General features: G+C 72.8%; 16 protein-coding genes, 1 tRNA gene and 1 pseudogene. 9 read left to right on the top strand and 9 right to left on the bottom strand.

Annotation, left to right across the window (positions count from 1 at the left end):
* The first annotated feature begins 29 nt into the window (after positions 1–29).
* The 8 genes from ACIOSR_RS04115 (at position 30) to ACIOSR_RS04080 (ending at position 7,547) form a co-directional block, all read left to right on the top strand.
* A complete protein-coding gene (locus ACIOSR_RS04115; protein WP_055971509.1) occupies positions 30–692 on the top strand; it encodes a TetR/AcrR family transcriptional regulator in 663 nt (220 codons plus the stop codon).
* A gap of 57 nt (positions 693–749) precedes the next feature.
* Positions 750–825 (top strand) — tRNA-Thr (locus ACIOSR_RS04110).
* Between the two features lie 197 nt (positions 826–1,022).
* Positions 1,023–1,751: a hypothetical protein gene (locus tag ACIOSR_RS04105; protein WP_402751889.1), complete on the top strand. Its 729-nt coding sequence runs from the start codon at positions 1,023–1,025 to the stop codon at positions 1,749–1,751.
* 68 nt (positions 1,752–1,819) lie between these two features.
* Complete coding sequence (locus tag ACIOSR_RS04100) at positions 1,820–2,803, top strand: Gfo/Idh/MocA family protein (protein WP_285062947.1); 984 nt, start codon at positions 1,820–1,822, stop codon at positions 2,801–2,803.
* A gap of 31 nt (positions 2,804–2,834) precedes the next feature.
* On the top strand, positions 2,835–4,361 hold the full coding sequence (gene dacB, locus ACIOSR_RS04095; RefSeq protein ID WP_402751888.1) for a D-alanyl-D-alanine carboxypeptidase/D-alanyl-D-alanine-endopeptidase: 1,527 nt from the start codon (positions 2,835–2,837) through the stop codon (positions 4,359–4,361).
* Positions 4,362–4,399: 38 nt separating this feature from the next.
* The gene (locus ACIOSR_RS04090; protein WP_159825450.1) at positions 4,400–5,008 is read left to right on the top strand and encodes an isochorismatase family protein; all 609 of its coding nucleotides are present in this window, start codon (positions 4,400–4,402) and stop codon (positions 5,006–5,008) included.
* Positions 5,005–6,498, top strand: a complete 1,494-nt coding sequence (locus ACIOSR_RS04085) for an NAD-dependent succinate-semialdehyde dehydrogenase (protein WP_402751887.1) — start codon at positions 5,005–5,007, stop codon at positions 6,496–6,498. Before ACIOSR_RS04090 ends, ACIOSR_RS04085 begins: the two co-directional genes overlap by 4 nt.
* Positions 6,495–7,547, top strand: coding sequence for a Gfo/Idh/MocA family oxidoreductase (locus tag ACIOSR_RS04080; RefSeq protein ID WP_402751886.1), 1,053 nt, complete (start codon positions 6,495–6,497; stop codon positions 7,545–7,547). Before ACIOSR_RS04085 ends, ACIOSR_RS04080 begins: the two co-directional genes overlap by 4 nt.
* 69 nt (positions 7,548–7,616) lie before the next feature.
* Here ACIOSR_RS04080 and ACIOSR_RS04075 read toward each other — a convergent pair whose 3' ends face one another.
* The 9 genes and pseudogenes from ACIOSR_RS04075 to ACIOSR_RS04035 form a co-directional block, all read right to left on the bottom strand.
* Positions 7,617–8,651: an enoyl-CoA hydratase/isomerase family protein gene (locus ACIOSR_RS04075; RefSeq protein ID WP_056046437.1), complete on the bottom strand. Its 1,035-nt coding sequence runs from the start codon at positions 8,649–8,651 to the stop codon at positions 7,617–7,619.
* Positions 8,652–8,706: 55 nt separating this feature from the next.
* On the bottom strand, positions 8,707–10,656 hold the full coding sequence (locus tag ACIOSR_RS04070) for an ABC transporter ATP-binding protein (protein ID WP_402751885.1): 1,950 nt from the start codon (positions 10,654–10,656) through the stop codon (positions 8,707–8,709).
* A gap of 174 nt (positions 10,657–10,830) precedes the next feature.
* Positions 10,831–12,177, bottom strand: coding sequence for an MFS transporter (locus tag ACIOSR_RS04065; RefSeq protein WP_056046434.1), 1,347 nt, complete (start codon positions 12,175–12,177; stop codon positions 10,831–10,833).
* A gap of 236 nt (positions 12,178–12,413) precedes the next feature.
* Positions 12,414–13,034: pseudogene (ribA, locus tag ACIOSR_RS04060) on the bottom strand (GTP cyclohydrolase II); the annotation flags it as partial.
* Between the two features lie 17 nt (positions 13,035–13,051).
* On the bottom strand, positions 13,052–14,053 hold the full coding sequence (gene ribD, locus ACIOSR_RS04055) for a bifunctional diaminohydroxyphosphoribosylaminopyrimidine deaminase/5-amino-6-(5-phosphoribosylamino)uracil reductase RibD (RefSeq protein WP_402752202.1): 1,002 nt from the start codon (positions 14,051–14,053) through the stop codon (positions 13,052–13,054).
* A 38-nt stretch (positions 14,054–14,091) separates the two neighbouring features.
* A complete protein-coding gene (locus ACIOSR_RS04050) occupies positions 14,092–14,796 on the bottom strand; it encodes a GNAT family N-acetyltransferase (RefSeq protein WP_192124730.1) in 705 nt (234 codons plus the stop codon).
* Positions 14,797–14,798: 2 nt separating this feature from the next.
* Entirely contained in the window at positions 14,799–15,803 is a 1,005-nt protein-coding gene (gene trpS, locus ACIOSR_RS04045; protein WP_082460299.1) for a tryptophan--tRNA ligase, read from the bottom strand.
* A 48-nt stretch (positions 15,804–15,851) separates the two neighbouring features.
* Complete coding sequence (locus ACIOSR_RS04040; RefSeq protein ID WP_056046429.1) at positions 15,852–16,697, bottom strand: exodeoxyribonuclease III; 846 nt, start codon at positions 16,695–16,697, stop codon at positions 15,852–15,854.
* Positions 16,698–16,707: 10 nt separating this feature from the next.
* Complete coding sequence (locus ACIOSR_RS04035; protein ID WP_123570466.1) at positions 16,708–17,868, bottom strand: YihY/virulence factor BrkB family protein; 1,161 nt, start codon at positions 17,866–17,868, stop codon at positions 16,708–16,710.
* Positions 17,869–18,032: 164 nt separating this feature from the next.
* On the opposite strand from ACIOSR_RS04035, the gene ptsP reads away from it, so the two are divergent.
* Positions 18,033–19,682 carry a phosphoenolpyruvate--protein phosphotransferase gene (ptsP, locus tag ACIOSR_RS04030; RefSeq protein WP_082460298.1) on the top strand — a complete coding sequence of 550 codons (1,650 nt, stop codon included), beginning with the start codon at positions 18,033–18,035 and terminating at the stop codon, positions 19,680–19,682.
* The last annotated feature ends 95 nt before the right edge of the window (positions 19,683–19,777 follow it).

The following is a 19,777-nucleotide window of genomic DNA, read 5'->3' as shown; positions in this document are numbered from 1 at the left end:
TCCCCGGCGGCATGAGCGATGATGGCCTGATGAGCGACCCGAACGCCGCCCCCGGTCTGCGCGAGCGCAAACGTCTGGCCACCCGACGAGCGATCCAGGTCGCCGTCCTCGACCTCATCGTCGAACACGGGCTCGACGCGGTGACGGTCGACATGGTCAGCCGCCGGGCCGACGTCTCGCCGCGGACCTTCTTCAACTACTTCCCCTCCAAGGAAGAAGCCGTCGTCGGCGATCCGCCCGCGCTGCCGGACGGTCGAGACCTCGAGCGGTTCGTGGCCCAACGCGACGAGCCCGTGTTGTCGAGCCTGATCCAGCTGCTGACGCACGCGGTCGAGTCGGCCACGGTCGATCGCGAGCTCGTCGTCCTGCGTCGCCGGGTGCTGCGGGCGCACCCCGACCTGCTGGCCCGTCGCATCGCGTCGACGCGCGTCTTCGAGGAGCGACTGACGACCGTCGTCGCGCAACGCATGGCGGCCGACGAGGGAGTGGCGGACGACGCCGTCGACGCCTCGTTGCTCAGCCGCGCGCACCTGGTGTCGCTGGTCAGCATCGCCACCCTCCGCCATGCCTGGGCCGAGTGGATCGACGACGACGACGTGGACCACCTCAGCGACATGCGGTACAGCCTGCGCGCCCGCATGGAGGCCAGCTTCGTCGAGCTCGGTCGTCTCGTGACGCGTGAGGTCCGCTGATCCTGTACAGTATCTAATCGTGCCGCGAGGCACGGGCAACCGGCCGAGGCCGGCACCGCCGCTTTAGCTCAGTCGGTAGAGCGTCTCACTCGTAATGAGAAGGTCATCAGTTCGATTCTGATAAGCGGCTCCACCACAGCCCCGGGTCACCACGACCCGGGGCTGTTCTCGTCCGAGGGCGTGCCGTCTCGAGGCCCCGGTCCCGGTCCCTCCGCCCCCAATAGTGGTGAGGGCGTCGTCGACTTGTACCCCGAACGGCCCCCGGGCGTCGTCCCGTCGCCCTACGGTCGATCTGCGACGACCACCTGATGCCGGAAGGAGGTGGCCCGCATGCCCCTCCGAGTGATCTGCACCGCGCTGCTCGCCGCCGTCCTGGCGGGCATCCTCCTCGTCGTCTGGGCCGGAGGCGACTCCTCGGCCCTCGCGACGGCCGGCGTGGCCGACGGACCGACGACGGTGGTCCTCGCGAGCGGCGACCCCGCATCCGAGGCGGGCCCCACGGCCGAGGACGCAGGAGGCGCGGGGTGCGTCGACGACGCCACCGGCGCCTCCGTCCCCTCGCCCGCGCAGCCCGGCGCCGATGCCGGGAGCGGCGCGACGGGTGCCCCCGACGCGGCGAGCGGCGCCACGGGCACCACCGCCGCCGACCTCGACGCGTTCCGGACGGCGTACGACGAGCGGCGCCAGGCGGCGTGCCTCGGGCTGCTGCCGGCCGCGAACGTGCGGTACGACGCGTGCCTCGAGCAGTACCTCTTCTGGGTCGCCGGCGACCCGAGCCCCGATCCGTTGAGCGCTTGGGGGCACAAGGGCGAGGTGGTCCGCAGCGACGGGGTGCCCCCGGTCGGCTGCGACGGCAACCTCGCGGGCGGCACGTCGACCACGGGCGACGTCGCCGCCGCCAAGTGGTGGGCCTCGGCCCCGCACCGCGACGCCGTCTACCGACCGGACTTCCGCGGGGACCTCGCGCACGCCTGTGTCGGGTTCGCCGCCGTGCACGGGGGAGCGCCGGACGACAGCCCGGACTTCATCCGTTCGGCCAGTCGCTGGTACGCCTGCTGAACGAACCGCGGGACGGCGCCTCGACCCTTGCGGGCCTCCCCGTCGGCGGTGACTGGTAGACAGTCCGCATGACACTTCGATGGGGAATCCTCGGCGCCGGCGGCATCGCCGCCACCTTCACGTCCGACCTGCAGGGGGCGGGGTCGACCGTCTCCGCCGTCGGGTCGCGAGACCTGGCCAAGGCGCGCGAGTTCGCCGACCGTGCCGGGGTCCCGGGGGCTCACGGCAGCTACGACGACCTGGTCGCCGACCCCGAGGTCGACGTGGTCTACGTCGCCACCCCGCACCCGTTCCACGCCGAGAACGCCCTTCTGGCCATCGCGGCCGGCAAGCACGTCCTCGTCGAGAAGGCCTTCACCGTGAACGCCACGGAGGCCGAGAGGGTCTTCGCGGCCGCTCGCGAGGCCGGCGTGGTCGTCCTCGAGGCGATGTGGACGCGGTACACGCCGCAGAGCGCGCGACTGCGCGAGGTCGTGCGCTCCGGGGTCATCGGCGAGGTGCGCCTCCTGACGGCCGTGCACGTCCAGTCGCTGCCCACCGATCCCCACCACCGCATCAACGACCCGGCCCTCGGCGGCGGGGCCCTGCTCGACCTCGGGGTGTACCCGGTGTCGTTCGCGGACGACCTGCTCGGGGCGCCCTCGACGGTGTCGGCCGCCGCCACGCTGAGCGACCAGGGCGTGGACGCCCGCGTCGCGATCCAGCTCGGTCACGAGTCGGGTGCGACGGCCCAGCTGTACGCCGCCCTCGACACCTCGGGGCGCAACACGGCGACGCTGCTCGGCACCGCCGGTCGCATCGACGTCGACGACACGTTCTACGCGCCCGGGGGCTTCACGGTGCGTGATCAGGACGACGCCGTGGTCGAACGCTACGAGGCCGACGAGAACGGGCTGAGGGGCATGCACCACCAGGCGCTCGAACTCGAACGGGTCGTGGCGGCGGGCGAGCGAGAGAGTCCGCTGCTGACCGCCGCCGACGTCGTCGGCGTCATGCGCACCATGGACGAGGTCCGCCGACAGATCGGCGTGCGGTACCCCTCCGAGGGATGACGTGGGCACGAGGCTCCGTATGATGTCCTCGATGAGCGATCAGGGTGAGCCACGTCACGACCGTCCCGAGTCGACCACGGGGGGCGACGGCGTCGGCTCCGGCGACGCGGCCCGGTCCACGGGGCCGGGCGCGGTGCGGCGTTGGGTCTCCTCGCGTCCGCGGGGGGTCGTCGTGACGGCGGGCGTCCTCGCCTTCGCGCTGCTCGGCGGCGGCGCCGTGGCCGCCGGGGCCGCCACCGCGCCCGACGCCGGGACGGCACGGGCCGCCGCGTCGAGCCCCGAGCCGGCGGTCACGGTCACCCCGACCCCGACCCCCTCGGTCGACCCTGCCCGTTCGGTTCCCGCCGAGATCCCGGGTGCCACGCGCCTCCGGACCTGCTCGGTCACCGGGGCCGCGTCCGACGCCCGTCTCGCCCAGTTCGAGGGCAGCGTGGTCAACGCCGCCACGGGCGAGGTCCTCTTCGACCGCAACGGTTCGACCCCGGCTCGCACGGGCAGCGTGTTGAAGACCCTGACGAGCGCGGTCGCCCTGTCGGTCCTCGGGCCCGACGCGCGTCTCACGACCCGGGTGACCGGCGACGCCGGGACGGGTGCGGTGTCCCTGGTCGGCGGCGGTGACGCGACGCTCAGCGCCACCGGCTCGAGCGTGTACGCCGGGGCCCCCACGGTGGCCGACCTCGCGACCCAGGTGAAGGCGTCGCTCGGCGAGCAGCCCCTCACGCAGATCACGCTCGACGCCACCTTCTGGAACCCCTCCGACAAGTGGGACCCGTCCTGGAAGCGCACCGAGCAGACCATCGGGTACCACTCCGAGGTCACCGCCCTCATGGTCGACGGCGACCGGGCGAACCCCGCGGCCCAGACGAGTCCGCGCAGCACCGACCCCGTCGCCCGTGCCGGCGACGCCTTCCGCTCCGCGCTCGTCGCCGCGGGCGTCGTCGGCGCCGACTCCGCCACCATGACCCAGGGCGCCGCCACGAGCGGCACCGTGATCGCCCAGGTGTCGTCCCAGCCGGTCAGCCGCCTGATCTCGCAGCTGCTGCCGACCTCCGACAACACCCTCGCCGAGATGCTCGCTCGCGTCTCGTCGAAGGCGTCCGGTGCCGACGGGTCGGCCGCGTCGCTCACCGCCCTCTACAAGTCCGTGCTCTCGTCGACCTACGGTCTCGACACGTCCTCGCTCACGATCATCGACGGGTCCGGCCTGAGCGAGAACGACGCCGTGCCCTCGACCTTCGTCGCGCGCCTGATGATCCAGGTCCTGAACCGCGAGCACGGCCTCGGCGTCGTCTACGACGCGCTGCCGGTGTCGGGCAAGACGGGCACGCTCGCCTCCCGGTTCACGGGCGCGAACGCCGTGGCCCGTGGTGCCGTGCACGCCAAGACCGGCTGGATCGACACGGCCTACACCCTGGCCGGTACGGTGGACGCGGCGGACGGCACGAAGCTCACCTTCGCCTTCTACGCGATCGGCTCCGTGCAGGACGACGCGCGGGCCGCCCTCGACACCCTGACGACGGCCGTCTACAACTGCGGCGACAACCTGGCCAACGGCTGAGGCGTGCCGCTGTCGGTGCGGCGCGCGAGAATGGTGGCATGACCAGAGCACTCTTCGTCATCGACGTCCAGAACGACTTCACCGAAGGAGGCGCGCTCGGGGTCACCGGCGGCGCCCACGTCGCGCAGGCGGTCACCGACCACCTCCGCGCCCATCGCGACCGGTACGACCTCGTCGTCGCCAGCCGCGACTGGCACGCGGCCGACGGCGACAACGGCGGCCACTTCAGCCTCGAGCCCGACTTCGTCGACTCGTGGCCGGTCCACTGCGTGCAGGGGTCGACCGGTGCCGACTACCACCCCGACCTCGACACCGCCCTCGTCGACGTCCACGTGCTCAAGGGCGACGGTCGGCCGGCCTATTCGTTGTTCGACGGGCTCGTCGACGACGGGCGGCCGTTCGGTGACGTCCTCGCCGCGACGGGCGTCGACGAGGTCGACGTCGTCGGTCTGGCGACCGACCACTGCGTCCGGGCCTCGGCCCTCGACGCCGTCACCGCCGGGCTCGGGGTCACGGTGCTGACCGACCTCGTGGCGGGTGTGGCCCCGTCTCCGAGCGAGGCCGCCCTGGCCGAGCTGCGCGCGGCCGGCGTGCGCACGGTCCCGTCGTCCGACGTCGTCGACGGCTCGACCGGGGTCCCGGCGTGAGCCGCCCGGTCGTGACGGCCGCCGAGCGTCGTCGCGTGGTCGAGGCCGTGCCCACCGGCCTCTTCGTGGGGGGCTCGTGGGGCCCGTCGTCCTCCGGCGAGACGATCGACGTCGTCGACCCGGCCACGGGCGAGGTCCTGGTCGCGGTGGCCGACGCCACTCCCGCCGACGGCCTGCGGGCCCTCGACGCCGCGGTCGCCGCGCAAGAGGACTGGGCGGCCACGTCCCCCCGCCACCGCAGCGAGGTGTTGCGTCGCGCCTTCGACCTGCTGATGCAGCGGCGCGACGATTTCGCCCTCCTGATGACGCTCGAGATGGGCAAGCCGCTGGACGAGTCGCTCGGCGAGGTCACCTACGGCGGCGAGTTCCTCCGCTGGTTCTCCGAAGAGGCCGTGCGCGTCTCGGGTCGCTACGGCACCAACCCCGAGGGCACCGGCCGGACGACGGTGCTGCACCGCCCGGTGGGCCCCTGCCTGCTGATCACCCCGTGGAACTTCCCCCTCGCCATGGCGACCCGCAAGATCGCGCCCGCCCTCGCCGCCGGCTGCACGGTGGTCGTCAAGCCGGCCGAGCTGACGCCGCTCACGACGCTCGCCTTCGCCGCCCTGCTCGCCGAGGCGGGTGTTCCCGACGGGGTGGTGAACGTCGTGACGACCCTGTCGGCGAACGACGTGTGCGAGCCCCTGATCCGTGACCCGCGCCTCCGGAAGCTCAGCTTCACGGGGTCGACGCCGGTCGGTTCGACGCTGCTGACGCAGGCCTCCCAGCAGGTGTTGCGCACCTCGATGGAACTCGGGGGCAACGCCCCCTTCGTCGTCTTCGACGACGCCGACCTCGACGCCGCGGTCGAGGGCGCGATGCAGGCGAAGTTCCGCAACGTGGGCCAGGCCTGCACGGCCGCCAACCGGTTCATCGTGCACGAGTCGGTCGCCGACGAGTTCACCGCCCGGGTGGTCGAGCGCGTACGCGGGCTCCGGGTGGGCGCGGGGACCGACGACGGGGTCTCCGTGGGCCCGTTGATCGACGACCGGGCCGTCGACAAGGCCGACCGCCTGGTCCGCGACGCCGTCGCCCACGGCGCGGTGGTCGAGACCGGCGGCCACCCCGTCGACGGTCCGGGCACGTTCTTCGAGCCGACCGTCGTGTCGGGCGTCGCCCCCGGCAGCGAGATCCTGACGACCGAGATCTTCGGCCCCGTCCTGGCCGTCTCGACGTTCCGAGACGAGGCCGAGGGGGTCCGCCTCGCGAACGACACCGAGTTCGGGCTCGTCGCCTACGCCTTCACGCGGGACCTCGCCAGAGGGCAGCGGCTGGCCGAGCGGCTGCAGACCGGCATGCTCGGGCTGAACGTCGGCGTGGTGTCGAACGCCTCGGCCCCGTTCGGCGGCGTCAAGTCGTCGGGCCTCGGCCGCGAGGGCGGTGCCGAGGGCATCCACGAGTACCTCGAGACGGTCTACGTGCTCACCCCCGACCCGTTCGCCGCCGCATGAGCGCCGTCGAGCCGCTGCGCGTCGGCATCGTGGGCTACGGGCTCGCAGGACGGGTGTTCCACGGCGCGCTCCTGGCGGCGGACCCGGCCTGGCAGGTCGATGCCGTCGTCACGCGCGACCCCGACCGTGCGGGGCAGGCCGTCGCGGCGCATCCCGGTGCCGAGGTCGTCGCAGACGTCGACGAGCTCTGGCGTCGTGAACTCGACCTGGTCGTCGTGGCCACCCCGAACGACACCCACGTCGAGACCGCGGTGCGCGCCCTGCGAGCCGGGGCCGCCGTGGTGGTCGACAAGCCGCTCGCGACCTCTGCCGACGACGCCCGCAGGCTCGTCGGGCTCGCCGAGTCGCTGGGGCGGCCGCTGACGGTCTACCAGAACCGGCGGTGGGACGGCGACTTCCTGACGGCGACGCGTCTCGCGGGGTCGGGTGAGCTGGGCGACGTGCACACGGTCGAGTCGCGTTTCGAGCCGTGGAAGCTCGAGAACCGCGTCGGCTGGAAACGTCGGGCCACACCCGCCGATGGTGGCGGCATCCTGTTCGACCTGGGCCCGCACCTCGTCGACCAGGTCATGCGCCTCCTGGGGCCGGTCCGGTCCGTCCACGCCGAGATCGCGACCCGCCGCCCCACCGGCTCGGCCGACGACGACGTGCATCTATCGCTCGAGCACGACGGGGGTCGACGGTCGCGGCTCACGATGAGCCACGTCGCAGCCCTCCCCGGGCCGAGGTTCCGGGTGCTGGGGTCGGCCGGCGCGTACGAGGTGCACGGCCTCGACCCGCAAGAGGCCCAACTGTCGTCCGGACTGCCGCCGGTCGATCCCACCTACGGGGTCGACGCGGGCGATCGTCGTGGTGTCGTCGTCACGGGCGGCACGCGTCGCGACGAGTCGACCGATCCGGGGCGCTATCCCGAGTTCTACTCCCGACTGGCCCGGGCGCTCCGAGGCGACGGCGACCTCCCGGTCGACCCCTGGGACGCGGTCCGGGCACTCGAGGTCATCGAGGCCGCCCGCCGTTCCGCGGGGGAGGGACGCGTGGTCCGCCTCTGAGCCGGTGGCTCGCGGCGAACCGCGAGCAGCCGGCCGCGGCGAGCGGGGCGGCGGTCGACTCGTTCCCGGTCAGAGCCGCGTGGACCAGTCGACCGTCGCGAGCGTCGCCTCGACGTCGACCTCGGCGAGGGTCGACGGCGACCACCGGGGCCGGCGGTCCTTGTCGATCACGCGTGCCCGGATGCCCTCGACGAGATCCGGTGATGCGGCGAGCGAGGTGACGATGCCGAGTTCCTGCCCCAGCACGGCCTCGAGGTCGGGTAGACGGGCCGCCCGCCTCTGGGCTTCGAGGGTCAGGACCACCGACGTGGGCGACGCCGCCACGAGGTCGTCGACCACGGCTCCGGCGTCGGCGAGACCCTCCTCGGCGAGCTCGTGCAGGCGGGACACGATCGTCCCGGCGTCGTCGCCGCGATAGGCGCGATCGATCCACCCGGCGGCATCCGCGAGCTCGGACGGCCCCGCCGTCGTGCCCAGCGCCCGCACGGCGTCGGGGCCGCCCTCGGCCAGTGCCGGCAGGACTCGAGTCAGCTCGGAGGACGGGACGAACAGGTCGGCGAAGCCCGTGTGCAGGGCATCGGCAGCCGTCATCGCGCGGCCCGTCAGCGCGAGGTGGGTGCCGAGCTCGCCCGGGGCTCGCGACAGCAAGAAACTCCCGCCCGCGTCGGGTGTCAGCCCGATGCGGGTCTCCGGCATGCCCACCGAGCTGCGTTCGGTGACGATGCGGAGCGTGACGTGACCGCCGAGCCCGATGCCGGCACCCATCGCGATGCCGTCGAGCAGCGACACGATCGGCTTCGACCAGCGCGACAGCCGCAGCGTGCCACGGTACTCGCGCCGCCACATGTCCACGCTGCGCCGAGGGTCCGTCGTGGCGGCGGCGTGGATCCACGCGATGTCGCCCCCGGCACAGAACCCCCGTGGCCCGGCGCCCCGCAACAGCACCGCCGAGACCCGCGAATCGTCCTCCCAGGCGTCGAGCGCCTGCTCGACGAGCCCGAGCATCTCGAGCGTCACCGCGTTGATCTTCTCCGGGCGGTTGAGGGTGACGACACCGACCCCGCGCTCGACGTGGGTCAGGACCGCGGGGGCGACATCGCTCATCGGGCCATCGTCGCACGGTGTCGTGGCCGCGCCCCGTCGCGCGCGGAGCCCGGCCTCAGACGAGGAGTTGGTGCTTCGCCAGGTCCTTGTACAGCGGCGTCGTCCCCACCAGTTCGGAGTGGGTGCCCACACCGACCACCCGCCCGGCGTCGACGACGACGATCTGGTCGGAGTCGACCACGGTCGACAGCCGGTGGGCGATGACGATGAGCGTGCGGTTCTCGGCCACCGCGTCGATCGCTTCGCGGAGGCGCTGCTCGTTGAGGCCGTCGAGGCTCGAGGTCGACTCGTCGAGCAGGAGGATCGGCGGCGCGTTGAGCAGCGTGCGGGCGATGGCCAGGCGCTGGCGCTCGCCTCCGGAGAGCATCACCCCGTCCTCGCCGACCTGGGCGTCGAGGCCCTGGTCGCCGCGTTCGAGGACGGCGGTGAGGTTCACGGCCTCGAGGACCCGACGGCAGTCGTCGTCCGTCGCCTCGGGCGAACCCAGGGTGAGGTTGTCGCGGATGGTGCCGGCGAGGACCGGGGCGTCCTGTTCGACGTAGCCGATGCGGGACCGCAGGTCGCGCCGGTCGAGGGTGCGCACGTCGGCGCCCCCCACGCGCACGGCACCCGAGGTCGGGTCGTAGAAACGCTCGATGAGCGTCAGGATCGTGCTCTTCCCTGCTCCCGAGGGGCCGACGAGTGCCGTGCGCTTGCCGACGGGCACCGAGAAGCTCACGCCTCGCAACACCGTGAGGTCGTCGTCGGCGGGGCCTTCGCCCGAGACGTGGACCGGGTCGCCGGAGACCTGCGGGCCCCCCGTCGCCGGCCCGGCGGGGACCGGCGAGTCGGGGTAGCGGAAGTGCACGTCGTCGAACCGGACGGCGATGCCGTCGTCCGCCTCCAGACCACCGGCGCCCGCCTCACGGGTCGCGACCTCGGCCGCGAGGCGCTCGTCGCCGTCGGTCTCGCTCGGCAGGTCGAGGATCTCCTGGATCCGTCCGAGCGCCCCCAGGGCCTGGTTGACGCTGAGCACGGCGCCGAGAGCCTGGCCGAGCGGCATGATCATGAGGAAGAGGAAGAGCACGAACGAGATGAGCGAGGCGATCTCGATGGCACCGCTGGCCACCCGGTAACCTCCGACGCCGAGCACCACGAGGAAGGAGGCCTGGAGGGCGACGGACGAGATCGGCACGACCAGGGCCGAGATGCGCGCGACCTGCAGCCCCCGTCGGTAGGCGCCCTCGGCGTCTCGCTCGACGGCGACGATCTCGCGTTCGGTGGCGCCCGAGGCGCGGATCGTGCGGACCGAGCTGATGGCGCGTTCGACGGCGGCCGTCAGGTCACCCACCTTCTCCTGCGCCTGCCGGCTCGCCACGCGGATGCGTCCGGACAACAGCACGACGACGACGACCGAGACGGCGACGACGAGCACGGTCAGTCCGAGCAGAACGGGGTCGATCAGGAACATGCCGACCAGGGCGCCGACGAAGGTGAGGCTGCCACCGATCGCCTCGACGAGCCCCTGGGTGAGCACGGCCCGCAGCAGGGTGGTGTCCGAGCCGACCCGCGACACGAGGTCGCCCGTCCGGCGCGTGTCGAACTGGCTGACGGGCAACCGGAGCATGCGTCCGACGAGGCGACGGCGGCTCGACAGGACGACGCCCTCGCCGGTGCGCTGCAGCAGGTAGTGCTGGAACCCGCTGATCAGCCCGGCCACGACGACCAGCGCGACCAGGGCCCAGACGAGGGGACCGAGCGTCACGCCTTCCTGCACGGCCGAGATGACCTGCTGCACGAGCAACGGCTGACCGAGCGACGCCGCGGCACCCAGGACGCTGAGCACGATGATGACGGCCATGACCTTCTTGTGCTCGAACAGGTAGGGCAACAGCTGACGGAACGTGGCACGCGGACCCTCTGGCTGCGGACGGCGACCCCACCGCGACCGGGGCGCGGCCGGTGGGTCGACCCGCGCCTCCTTCCCGTCGGACGTCGTCGTGCGCGCGCGTGTGTCGGAGCTCATGATGCCTCTCGTGCCAGGTGACCGGCGTCGCGGGGTGCGGCGGTCGGTGTCGCGGGCGGTGCCTCCGCCGACTACGACCGTACTTCGTCCCGGTGACTTCCACCTGCGTCACGAGACCGGCCCGCGCCTCCGCTCAGGAGGCGCGGGCCGGGCGGCAGGGCACGTCGCGTCCGGTCAGCCGGCCGTGTCGTAGTCGACGTCGCGGGTCTCACGGCTGAGCACGAGCGCGATCAGGGTCAACACCGCCATCGAGGACAGGTAGAGCCCCACGAGCCAGGTGCTGCCGCCCGCGGCCGTCCAGAGCGCGACGGCGATGAACGGGGCCACGGCGGCACCGAGGATGCTCGCGACGTTGTAGCTGATCGCCGAACCGGTGTAGCGCACGCTCGTGGGGAACAGCTCGGGCAGCACGGCCCCCATCGGTCCGAAGGTCAGCCCCATCAGGACGAAGCCGATGATGAGCAACGCCTGCGCGCCGAGGGCCCCCGCGGCGAACAGCGGGGCGAACGTGAAGCCGAAGACGAGGATGCCCGCCGTCACGCAGATGAGCATCGCGCGGCGACCGTACTTCTCGGCCAAGGGCCCCGACACGAGGGTGAAGACGCCGAAGAACACCACGCCGAGGATCAGCATCCAGAGGAACTGCGTCCGGGGGATGCCCAGGCCGGCCGGGTCGCCCGCGGCGTCGGCCGTCCCGAAGGTCAGCGTGAACGTCGTCATCAGGTAGAAGAGCGTGTAGGTCGCCAGCATGATGAACGTGCCGAGCAGCAGGGGGCGCCAGCTCGACCGGAACACGCGGGCGAGCGGGAGGGTCGCGACGTTGCCCGAGTCGACGACCTTCTGGAACGCCGGCGTCTCGATCAACTTGAACCGGACGTAGAGGCCGATGATCACCAGCACCGCGCTCGCCAGGAACGGCAGGCGCCATCCCCAGGCCATGAACTGCTCCTCGGTGAGGGTCGTGTTCAGCAGCACGAAGAGCAGGTTGGCGATGATGAAGCCGATGGGCGCACCCAGCTGGGGGAACGTGCCGTAGATCGCGCGGCGGTTCGCCGGGGCGTTCTCCGTCGCGAGCAACGCGGCACCGCTCCACTCGCCGCCGAGGCCCAGGCCCTGGCAGAAGCGCAGCACGACGAGGCAGGCCGGGCCGGCGACGGCCCAACCGGGCGTGGTGCCCGCCGGGATGCACCCGATCAGCACCGTGGCGATGCCCATCGTCAGCAGCGACGCCACGAGGGTGCCCTTGCGGCCGATGCGGTCGCCGAAGTGGCCGAAGACGATCGACCCGACGGGCCGGGCGATGAACGCGACGCCGAAGACCGCGAACGAGGCGAGGCGGGCCACGGCGGGGTCGTCGTTGGCGAAGAAGATGGTCGGGAAGACGAGCACCGCGGCGGTCGCGTAGACGTAGAAGTCGTAGAACTCGATCGAGGTGCCGATGAGGCTCGCGACGATGACGCGCGAGCGCTTGTTGGTGGCGGGGACGGACGACGTCGACGGGTCGACGGTGGGGGCAGACACGGGGGCACTCCGAGGCAGGGGTCGAGGTCCCGGCGGACGTCGACGACCGGGCGCATGGTGCGGCGCAACGGGTCGGACGGAGGCGCGGTGCAGGGATCTGCGGATCGCTCGGCCGGGTGAGACGGTGGCCGCTCGTGACAGCCGTCGTCCATCGTACCCCGGCGTGTACCCCGGTGGGGACGCACGTCGGGGCTGCGGGAGCGGGAGCCGCCGCGGGAGCGGGGGCCGCCGCGGACTCAGTCGTCGGAGCCGAGGTGGCCGGGCAGCTCGTGGCCCATGCGGTCGCGCTTCGTGTCGAGGTAGCCCTCGTTGAAGGCACCGACGCCGACGACGAGGGGCACCAGTTCGGTGACCTCGATGCCGTGCTCGCCGAGCTGACGCCGCTTCTCGGGGTTGTTGCTCAGCAGCCTGACGCGGCCGAGCCCCAGGTCGCGCAGCACGTCGGCCGCCGCCCCGTAGTCCCGGGCGTCCGCCGGCAGCCCCAGGGCGAGGTTGGCGTCCAGGGTGTCGAGTCCGTCCTCTTGCAGGCGGTAGGCCCGGAGCTTGTCGACGAGGCCGATGCCCCGACCCTCGTGTCCACGCAGGTAGACGACGGCCCCGCCGTGGTCCCGGATGGTGTCGAGCGCGGCGTCGAGCTGTGGCCCGCACTCGCACTTGAGGGAGCCGAACGCCTCACCGGTGAGGCACTCCGAGTGGACGCGCACGAGGGCACCGTCCGCCGGGGGGAGGCCGGTCGGGTCGCTCGCGATGATCGCCACGTGGTCGGCCCCGGTGAGGGTGTCGCGGTAGGCCCTCATGCGGAACGTGCCGTGACGGGTGGGGACCGTGGTCTCGACCTCGAACGACACCTGGGACGATGCGGCGGGGGTGGTGGTCATGCGGGGCTCCTGGGGGTGTCGCGGGCGACGACCACCAGGTCGTCGCCGAGGGGGTGCGCGTCGGTGACGCGCAGTCGTCGTTGCCCGTCGATGTGGTCCACGCCGAGGTCGTCGAGGGCCGTCCGGGGGCCGCCGAGCAGCGTGGGCGCGAGGTACACGACGTAGTCGTCGACGAGCCCGAGCCGGACGAACGCGCTGGCCACGGTCGGTCCGCCCTCGACGAACACGCTGCGGACCCCGCGGGTGCCGAGGTCGTCGAGCACGGCCTCGAGGTCGTGCGTCCCCGTCTCGACGATGTCGCGGGGGTGCCGACGCAGGGCGGCGTCGGCCGGCACGGTGCGCGTGCCGACGACGACGGGCAGGGGCTGGTCGGGGAGCAGTTCTCCGCCGTCGCCGCGGGCGGTCAGGCTGGGGTCGTCCGCCAACACGGTGCCCGTGCCCACCAGGATCGCGTCGTGGGCCGCTCGCTGCTCGTGAACGTGCTGCCGTGACGCCGTCCCGGTGATCCAGCGGCTGCTGCCGTCGGACGCCGCCGTGCGACCGTCCAGGCTGGACGCCCACTTGAGCGTCACGAACGGTCGGCCCGTCCGGGCCGTCACCAACCAGCGGCGAGCCATCTCGGTGGCCTCGTCGGTGAGCACGCCGTCGACCACCTCGACGCCGGCGCGGCGCAGCCGCTCGGCCCCGCCTCCGGAGGACGCGCCGGGGTCGGCGACGGCGTGGACGACGCGGGAGACGCCCGCCTCGATCAGGGCGACGCTGCACGGACCGGTGCGGCCCACGTGGTCGCAGGGTTCGAGCGTGACGACGGCGGTCAGACCCCGCGCCTCGCCGGGGGAGAGGTGCGAGAGGGCGTCGACCTCGGCGTGTGGCGTGCCGGCGCCCCGGTGCCATCCCTCGGCCGCGACGCTGCCGTCGGGACGCAGGAGGACGCAACCGACCTGGGGGTTGACGCCGCGGGCCGGCCCACGTCGCGCGAGCGTGACGGCCCGGCGCATGGCGCGTTCGAGGACGTCGTGGTCGATCGGATCGATGCTCACTGTGCCTCCGGGACGGAACGGTCGCGCGCCGGGGCGTGCGCGGTGGGGGACGGGCGGGCGACGCCGTCGACGGCATCGGTGAGGGAGTCAACGCCGTCGGCCACGGGGTATTCCGCCGAGCCGCCGGGACGGACCCCGGGGCGCCCCAGGTCGGGCCAACCGGCTCGCGCCGACCGAGCGTCGCCCGGTCGTAGGCGGGCCTTCCAGCAGAGGGGGTGGCCTCCGTCACGGTCCGGGTGGAGCCCCGGACCGACGCCCTGGTAGGTGAACCCCGTCCGGCGGGCGACGGCCGCGGAGGCGTCGTTGCCCACGTAGCCCTCCCAGAAGAGTTCTCGGAGCCCTCCGGCGCCGAACGCCCAGTCGGCCACCAGGCCGAGCGCCTCGGTCATCATCCCCTGACCCCGCGAGGCGGGGGCCGTCCAGAAGCCGACGTCGGACGACCGGAGCCGAACGCTGACCACGCCCTCGAGCAGACCCGAACCCGGGCGGCGCAGCCCCCAGGTGAACTCGCGTCCCGTCGCCCACCCGTCGTCCACGATGCGTCGCAGGAAGAACTCGGCGTCGGACCGTCCGTACGGCACGGGCACCGTGGTGAAGCGCTGCAGGGTCTCGTCGCGGCAGGCGTCGACGATGGCCGGCACGTCGGCCGCGCTCGGCACCCGTAACTCGAGGGTCGGCGACGCGAGCACGAACGGCAGCACGATCAGGCCTTGCGGACGAAGCCGATGCGGTCGTACACGGTGTCGATCGTGGCCTGGGCGATCTCGTTCGCCCGATCGGCGTTGACGGCGAGGATGCGGTCGAGCTCGGCCGGGTCGTCGAGGAGTTCGAGGGCTCGGGCGCGGACGGGCGCGAAGGTCTCGACGACGACCTCGGCCACGTCCTTCTTGAGGTCGCCGTAGCCGCGACCCGCGTAGCGCTCCTCGAGGTCGGCCACGCTGGCGCCCGAGAACGACGACAGGATGGTGAGCAGGTTGGAGACCCCCGCTTTGGCCCCGCGGTCGAAGCGGATCTCGCGCTCGGCGTCGGTGACCGCCGACTTGATCTTCTTGGCGGTGCGGCCCGGTTCGTCGAGCATCCACACGACTCCGGAGTCGGTGGCCGCCGACTTGCTCATCTTCGACTCGGGTGACTGCAGGTCGTAGATGCGCGCGGATTCTTTCTGGATCACCGCCTCGGGCACGACGAAGGTCTCGCCGAAACGGGAGTTGAACCGGGTGGCGAGGTCGCGGGTGAGCTCGACGTGCTGACGCTGGTCGTCTCCGACGGGAACCGTCTCGGCCTGGTAGAGCAGGATGTCGGCGGCCATCAGGGTCGGGTAGGCGAACAGGCCGAGCGAGGCCGCGTCGGACCCCTGCTTGGCCGCCTTGTCCTTGAACTGCGTCATGCGGCTGGCCTCGCCGAAGCCGGTCAGGGTGTTGAGCACCCAGGCCAACTGCGTGTGTGCCGGCACGTGCGACTGGATGAACAGCGTCGACTCCGCCGGGTCGATGCCCGCGGCGATGTACTGGGCGGCGGTGCCGCGGATCTGCGCACGCAACGCGGCGGGGTCTTGGGGGACGGTGATGGCGTGCAGGTCGACGACGCAGAACAGGGCGTCGTGCGTCGCCTGCAGCGACTTCCACTGCTGCAGGGCGCCGATGTAGTTGCCGACGTGGAGCGAGTCGGCGGACGGCTGCATGCCGGAGAAGAGACGGGGCTTGGTCATGAGGTCCTCGGTCGGGGTGGTGCGAGAAGAGAAGGGGTGGGACGCGGGTCAGAGCCGGTAGTCGACGACGACCGGGGCGTGGTCCGACCAGCGCTGGTCGTAGGCGGCCGCCCGGTCGACCACGTAGTGCTCGACGGTCTCGGCCAGCGCCGGGGTGGCCAGCTGGTAGTCGATGCGCCAACCGGCGTCGTTGTCGAAGGCCTGACCTCGCCAGGACCACCACGAATAGGGCCCCTCGACCTCGCCGGCGAAGCGTCGACCCACGTCGACCCACCCGAGGCCTTCTCCGCCGGTGCCGTCGACGGTCACGACCTGCTCGCCCGCGGGCCCAAGGAACCGGTCGAAGTACGAGCGTTCGCGGGGGAGGAAACCGGCGCGCTTGACGTTGCCCTTCCAGTTCTTGATGTCGAGTTCGCGGTGGCCCACGTTGAGGTCGCCCGTCACCACCGAGAGCTCGTTGTGGGCGGCGAGCTCGGGGAGCCGCGCCGACATGGCGTCGAGGAACTTCCACTTCTCGTCCTGCTTGGGGGTGTCGACCTCGCCCGAGTGGACGTACGTGCTGACGACGGTCACGACGGTGCCGTCGATCTCGTAGTCGGCCTCGAGCCACCGCCCGGCACTGTCGAAGTCGTCGGGGCCGAGCTCGACGCGGTGCACGTGGGCCTTGCCCCGGCTGGCGATGGCCACACCGGCCCGCCCCTTGGCGGTGGCCGGGTCGTGCACGACGTTCCACTCGGGGCCGAGCAGGCCCTCGAGGTCGTCGGTCGAGGCGCGCACCTCTTGGAGCGTCAGGACGTCCACGTCGCGAGCCGAGAGCCAGTCGCCCATGCCCTTGCGGAAGGCGGCACGGACGCCGTTGACGTTGACGGTGGCGAGACGGAGGCGCGTGGACATGGGCTCCAGACTAGCGGCGGGCACCGTCACCGGGGTCGTCGGGAGACCCCGTGCCCGGGGCGTCGGACGGGTCACCCCGGCGGACGGCCCGCAGCGACCGCGAGAGCAGCCCGCGGGCGCCGTCCACCAGACGACCGCCCCGCGACCGGGCCCGCGCCTCCTGGGCTCGCCGTTCCTCCTCGAGGCGGCGGAGGCGGGCCGCCTCCTGATGCGGGTCGGCGAGCACGCCGAGGTCGTCCATGCCGACGGCGATCCAGCCGGCGCTGAGCAGCAGGACCTGGCACAGCAGGTTGATCACGATCAACAGTCCGACGACGGCCGCGAACGAGGCGACCAGGGGGTTCGACCCCGTGGCGCGGAGCACGACGCCGCCGACCACGGTCAGCGAGACGAACCCGGCCGCTCCGAGCATCGCCCCCGCGAGCAGTCGACGGAAGGGGATGTGCAGCCCGGCCAACACGCGGAACAGGACGGCCAGCACCGCGGTCTCGAAGACGAACACGAGCACGATGCCGACCACGCGCAGGGTCGCCTCGCCCGCGATCGACCGGGTCGAGACGCCCACCCCGGACAACAGGCCCGAGACCGCCGTGGTGCTGAGCAGCGACAGCGTCGCCGACACGACGACCGCGGCCCCGAAGGCGAGGGCCAGGCCGAGGTCGCGCACGATCAGTCGGCCGAGCGGCGTGACCGGTTGCGGTGCCCGGAACACGATGCGCACGCAGTCGCGCATGCTGCCGAGCAGCGTGACGGACGACACCAGCAGGCCGAGCAGGGCGACCGCGCCGGTCCAACCGAAGACCGACGCGTCGAGCAGCAACTCGGGGTCGACGACGCCCGTGCCGTCGACGTCCTGGATGAGCCCGGGGACGGCCGAGCGGATGAACACGATCAACTCGTCACGGAGCACCTGGTCGCCCGAGACGACGAACCCCGCGACCGAGAAGCCCACCCACAGGGCCGCGAACAGGGCGAAGAGCGCCTGGTAGGTCAACCCGGCCGCGAGCAGCGGCCCCTTCGCCGTCACGTGCCGCGCCAGCACCCGGGTCGGCCGCGACCCCACGACACGTGAGCCGGCCCGCCGGGCGCGTCCGGACGGGCGGCCCGCCGCGGAGGCGCGGGTCGCCTCGGCCGGGTCGGGCGTCGGTTCTCGGGTCCACGGCGCGCGCATGCGTCCAGGGTAGGGGTGGCCGGGCGACGCGGCCCGGCCACCTCGGTCGAGCCCGGGATCGGCGCTGACCGGACGTCCGGACGTTCCGTCTACGATGGACCGACCGTGGGCGTGCCCGGCGTCCTGCCGCACGTCCCCACCATCGAGACTCGAAGAGGTTCACCGTGGCACTACAGGGCGTTGGCGTCGGACGTGGAGTGGCCGTCGGCCCCGTCAAGAAGATGCCTGATCCGCTGCCCGAGCCGGGCACCGATCCCCGCACCGCCGACGCGGCTCTCGAGTACGACGCCGTGCTCACCGCCCTCTCCGCGGTCGCCGCCGACCTCACGGCCCGCGGCGAGAAGGCCGGCGGCGAGGCGAAGGACGTCCTCGACGCCCAGTCGCTGATGGCCCAGGACCCCACCCTCACCGACGACGTGAAGGCCCGCATCGACGACGGTCGCACCGGTGAACGCGCCGTGCACGAGGCGTTCGCCGCCTTCCAGGACCTCCTGATCGGCATGGGGGGCTACATGGCCGAACGCGCGACGGACCTCGGCGACGTGGCGCAGCGCGTCATCGCCTCGCTGCGAGGCGTCCCGGCTCCCGGGGTGCCCGAGAGCGACACCCCGTTCGTGCTGGTCGCGCCCGACCTCGCCCCTGCCGACACCGCCCTGCTCGACCTCGACAAGGTGCTCGCCCTGGTCACGCGTGACGGCGGACCCACGTCGCACACCGCCATCCTCGCCCGGTCCAAGTCGATCCCCGCGATCGTCGGGGTGACCGGTGCGCTCGACCTCGCCGACGGCACGATCGTCGTGGCCGATGCCGCGACCGGCGTCGTCACGGTCGACCCGTCCGCGGACGAGGTCGCCGACGCCGAGAAGCGCATCGCCGACCGCGCCGCCGCCGCTGCCGCGCCGCTCACCGAGGGCGCGCTGGCCGACGGCCACACCGTCCCGCTGCTCGCGAACCTCGGCGCGCCGGCCGAGGCGGCCGGGGCCATCGAACTGGGTGCCGAAGGCGTCGGACTGTTCCGCACCGAGTTCCTCTTCCTCGGCAATTCCACCGCGCCCACCGTCGAGAGCCAGACGGCGAGCTACACCGCCCTGCTCGAGGCCTTCCCGGGCAAGAAGGTCGTCGTGCGCGCCCTCGACGCGGGCGCCGACAAGCCGCTCAGCTTCCTGAACGACGCCCACGAGGAGAATCCCGCGCTCGGCCTGCGCGGCCTCCGCGCCCTGCGCGTCAAAGAAGACATCCTGCGCGACCAGCTCACCGCCTTGGCGCAGGCACAGGCGGCGACCACCGCCGACCTGTGGGTCATGGCGCCCATGGTCAGCGACGCCGAAGAGACCGAGTACTTCGTCGCCCTCGGCCGAGAACTCGGCCTGAAGACGGTCGGCGTGATGGCCGAGGTCCCCTCGCTCGCGGTGCTCGCGGACCAGATCTTCGCCAGCGCCGACTTCGTCAGCGTCGGGACGAACGACCTCACCCAGTACACGATGGCGGCCGACCGCATGCTCGGCTCCGTGGCCGCCTATCAAGACCCCTGGCACCCCGCCGTGCTGCGTCTGGTCAAGTCGCTCGGCGACGCCGGTGCCGCAGCCGGCAAGCCGGTCGGCATCTGCGGCGAGGCCGCGGCCGACCCCCTGCTGGCCGTCGTGCTCGTCGGTCTGGGGGCGACCACGCTCTCGATGACGCCGGCCGCGTTGGCCGACGTGCGCCTCGAGCTCTCCCGGTACACCCTCGACCAGGCTCGCGAGCTCGCGGCCGCCGCCGTCGCGGCGACCACCGCCGCGGGCGCGCGACAGGCAGCCGAAGCCGTCACCGTCTGACGGTCGGGACGGCGTCGCCCCTCCCGGGGGCGGCGTCGTTCGTCGTCCGTCCGACCTCGGGGCCGTCGGGCCTCGGGGCGTTCCGGCCTCAGGAC

This window comes from Frigoribacterium sp. NPDC087798, assembly GCF_044742985.1.
GTDB lineage: Bacteria > Actinomycetota > Actinomycetes > Actinomycetales > Microbacteriaceae > Frigoribacterium.
Note: the sequence above shows the minus strand (reverse complement) of the source record. Positions and strands in the feature narration are given on the sequence as shown.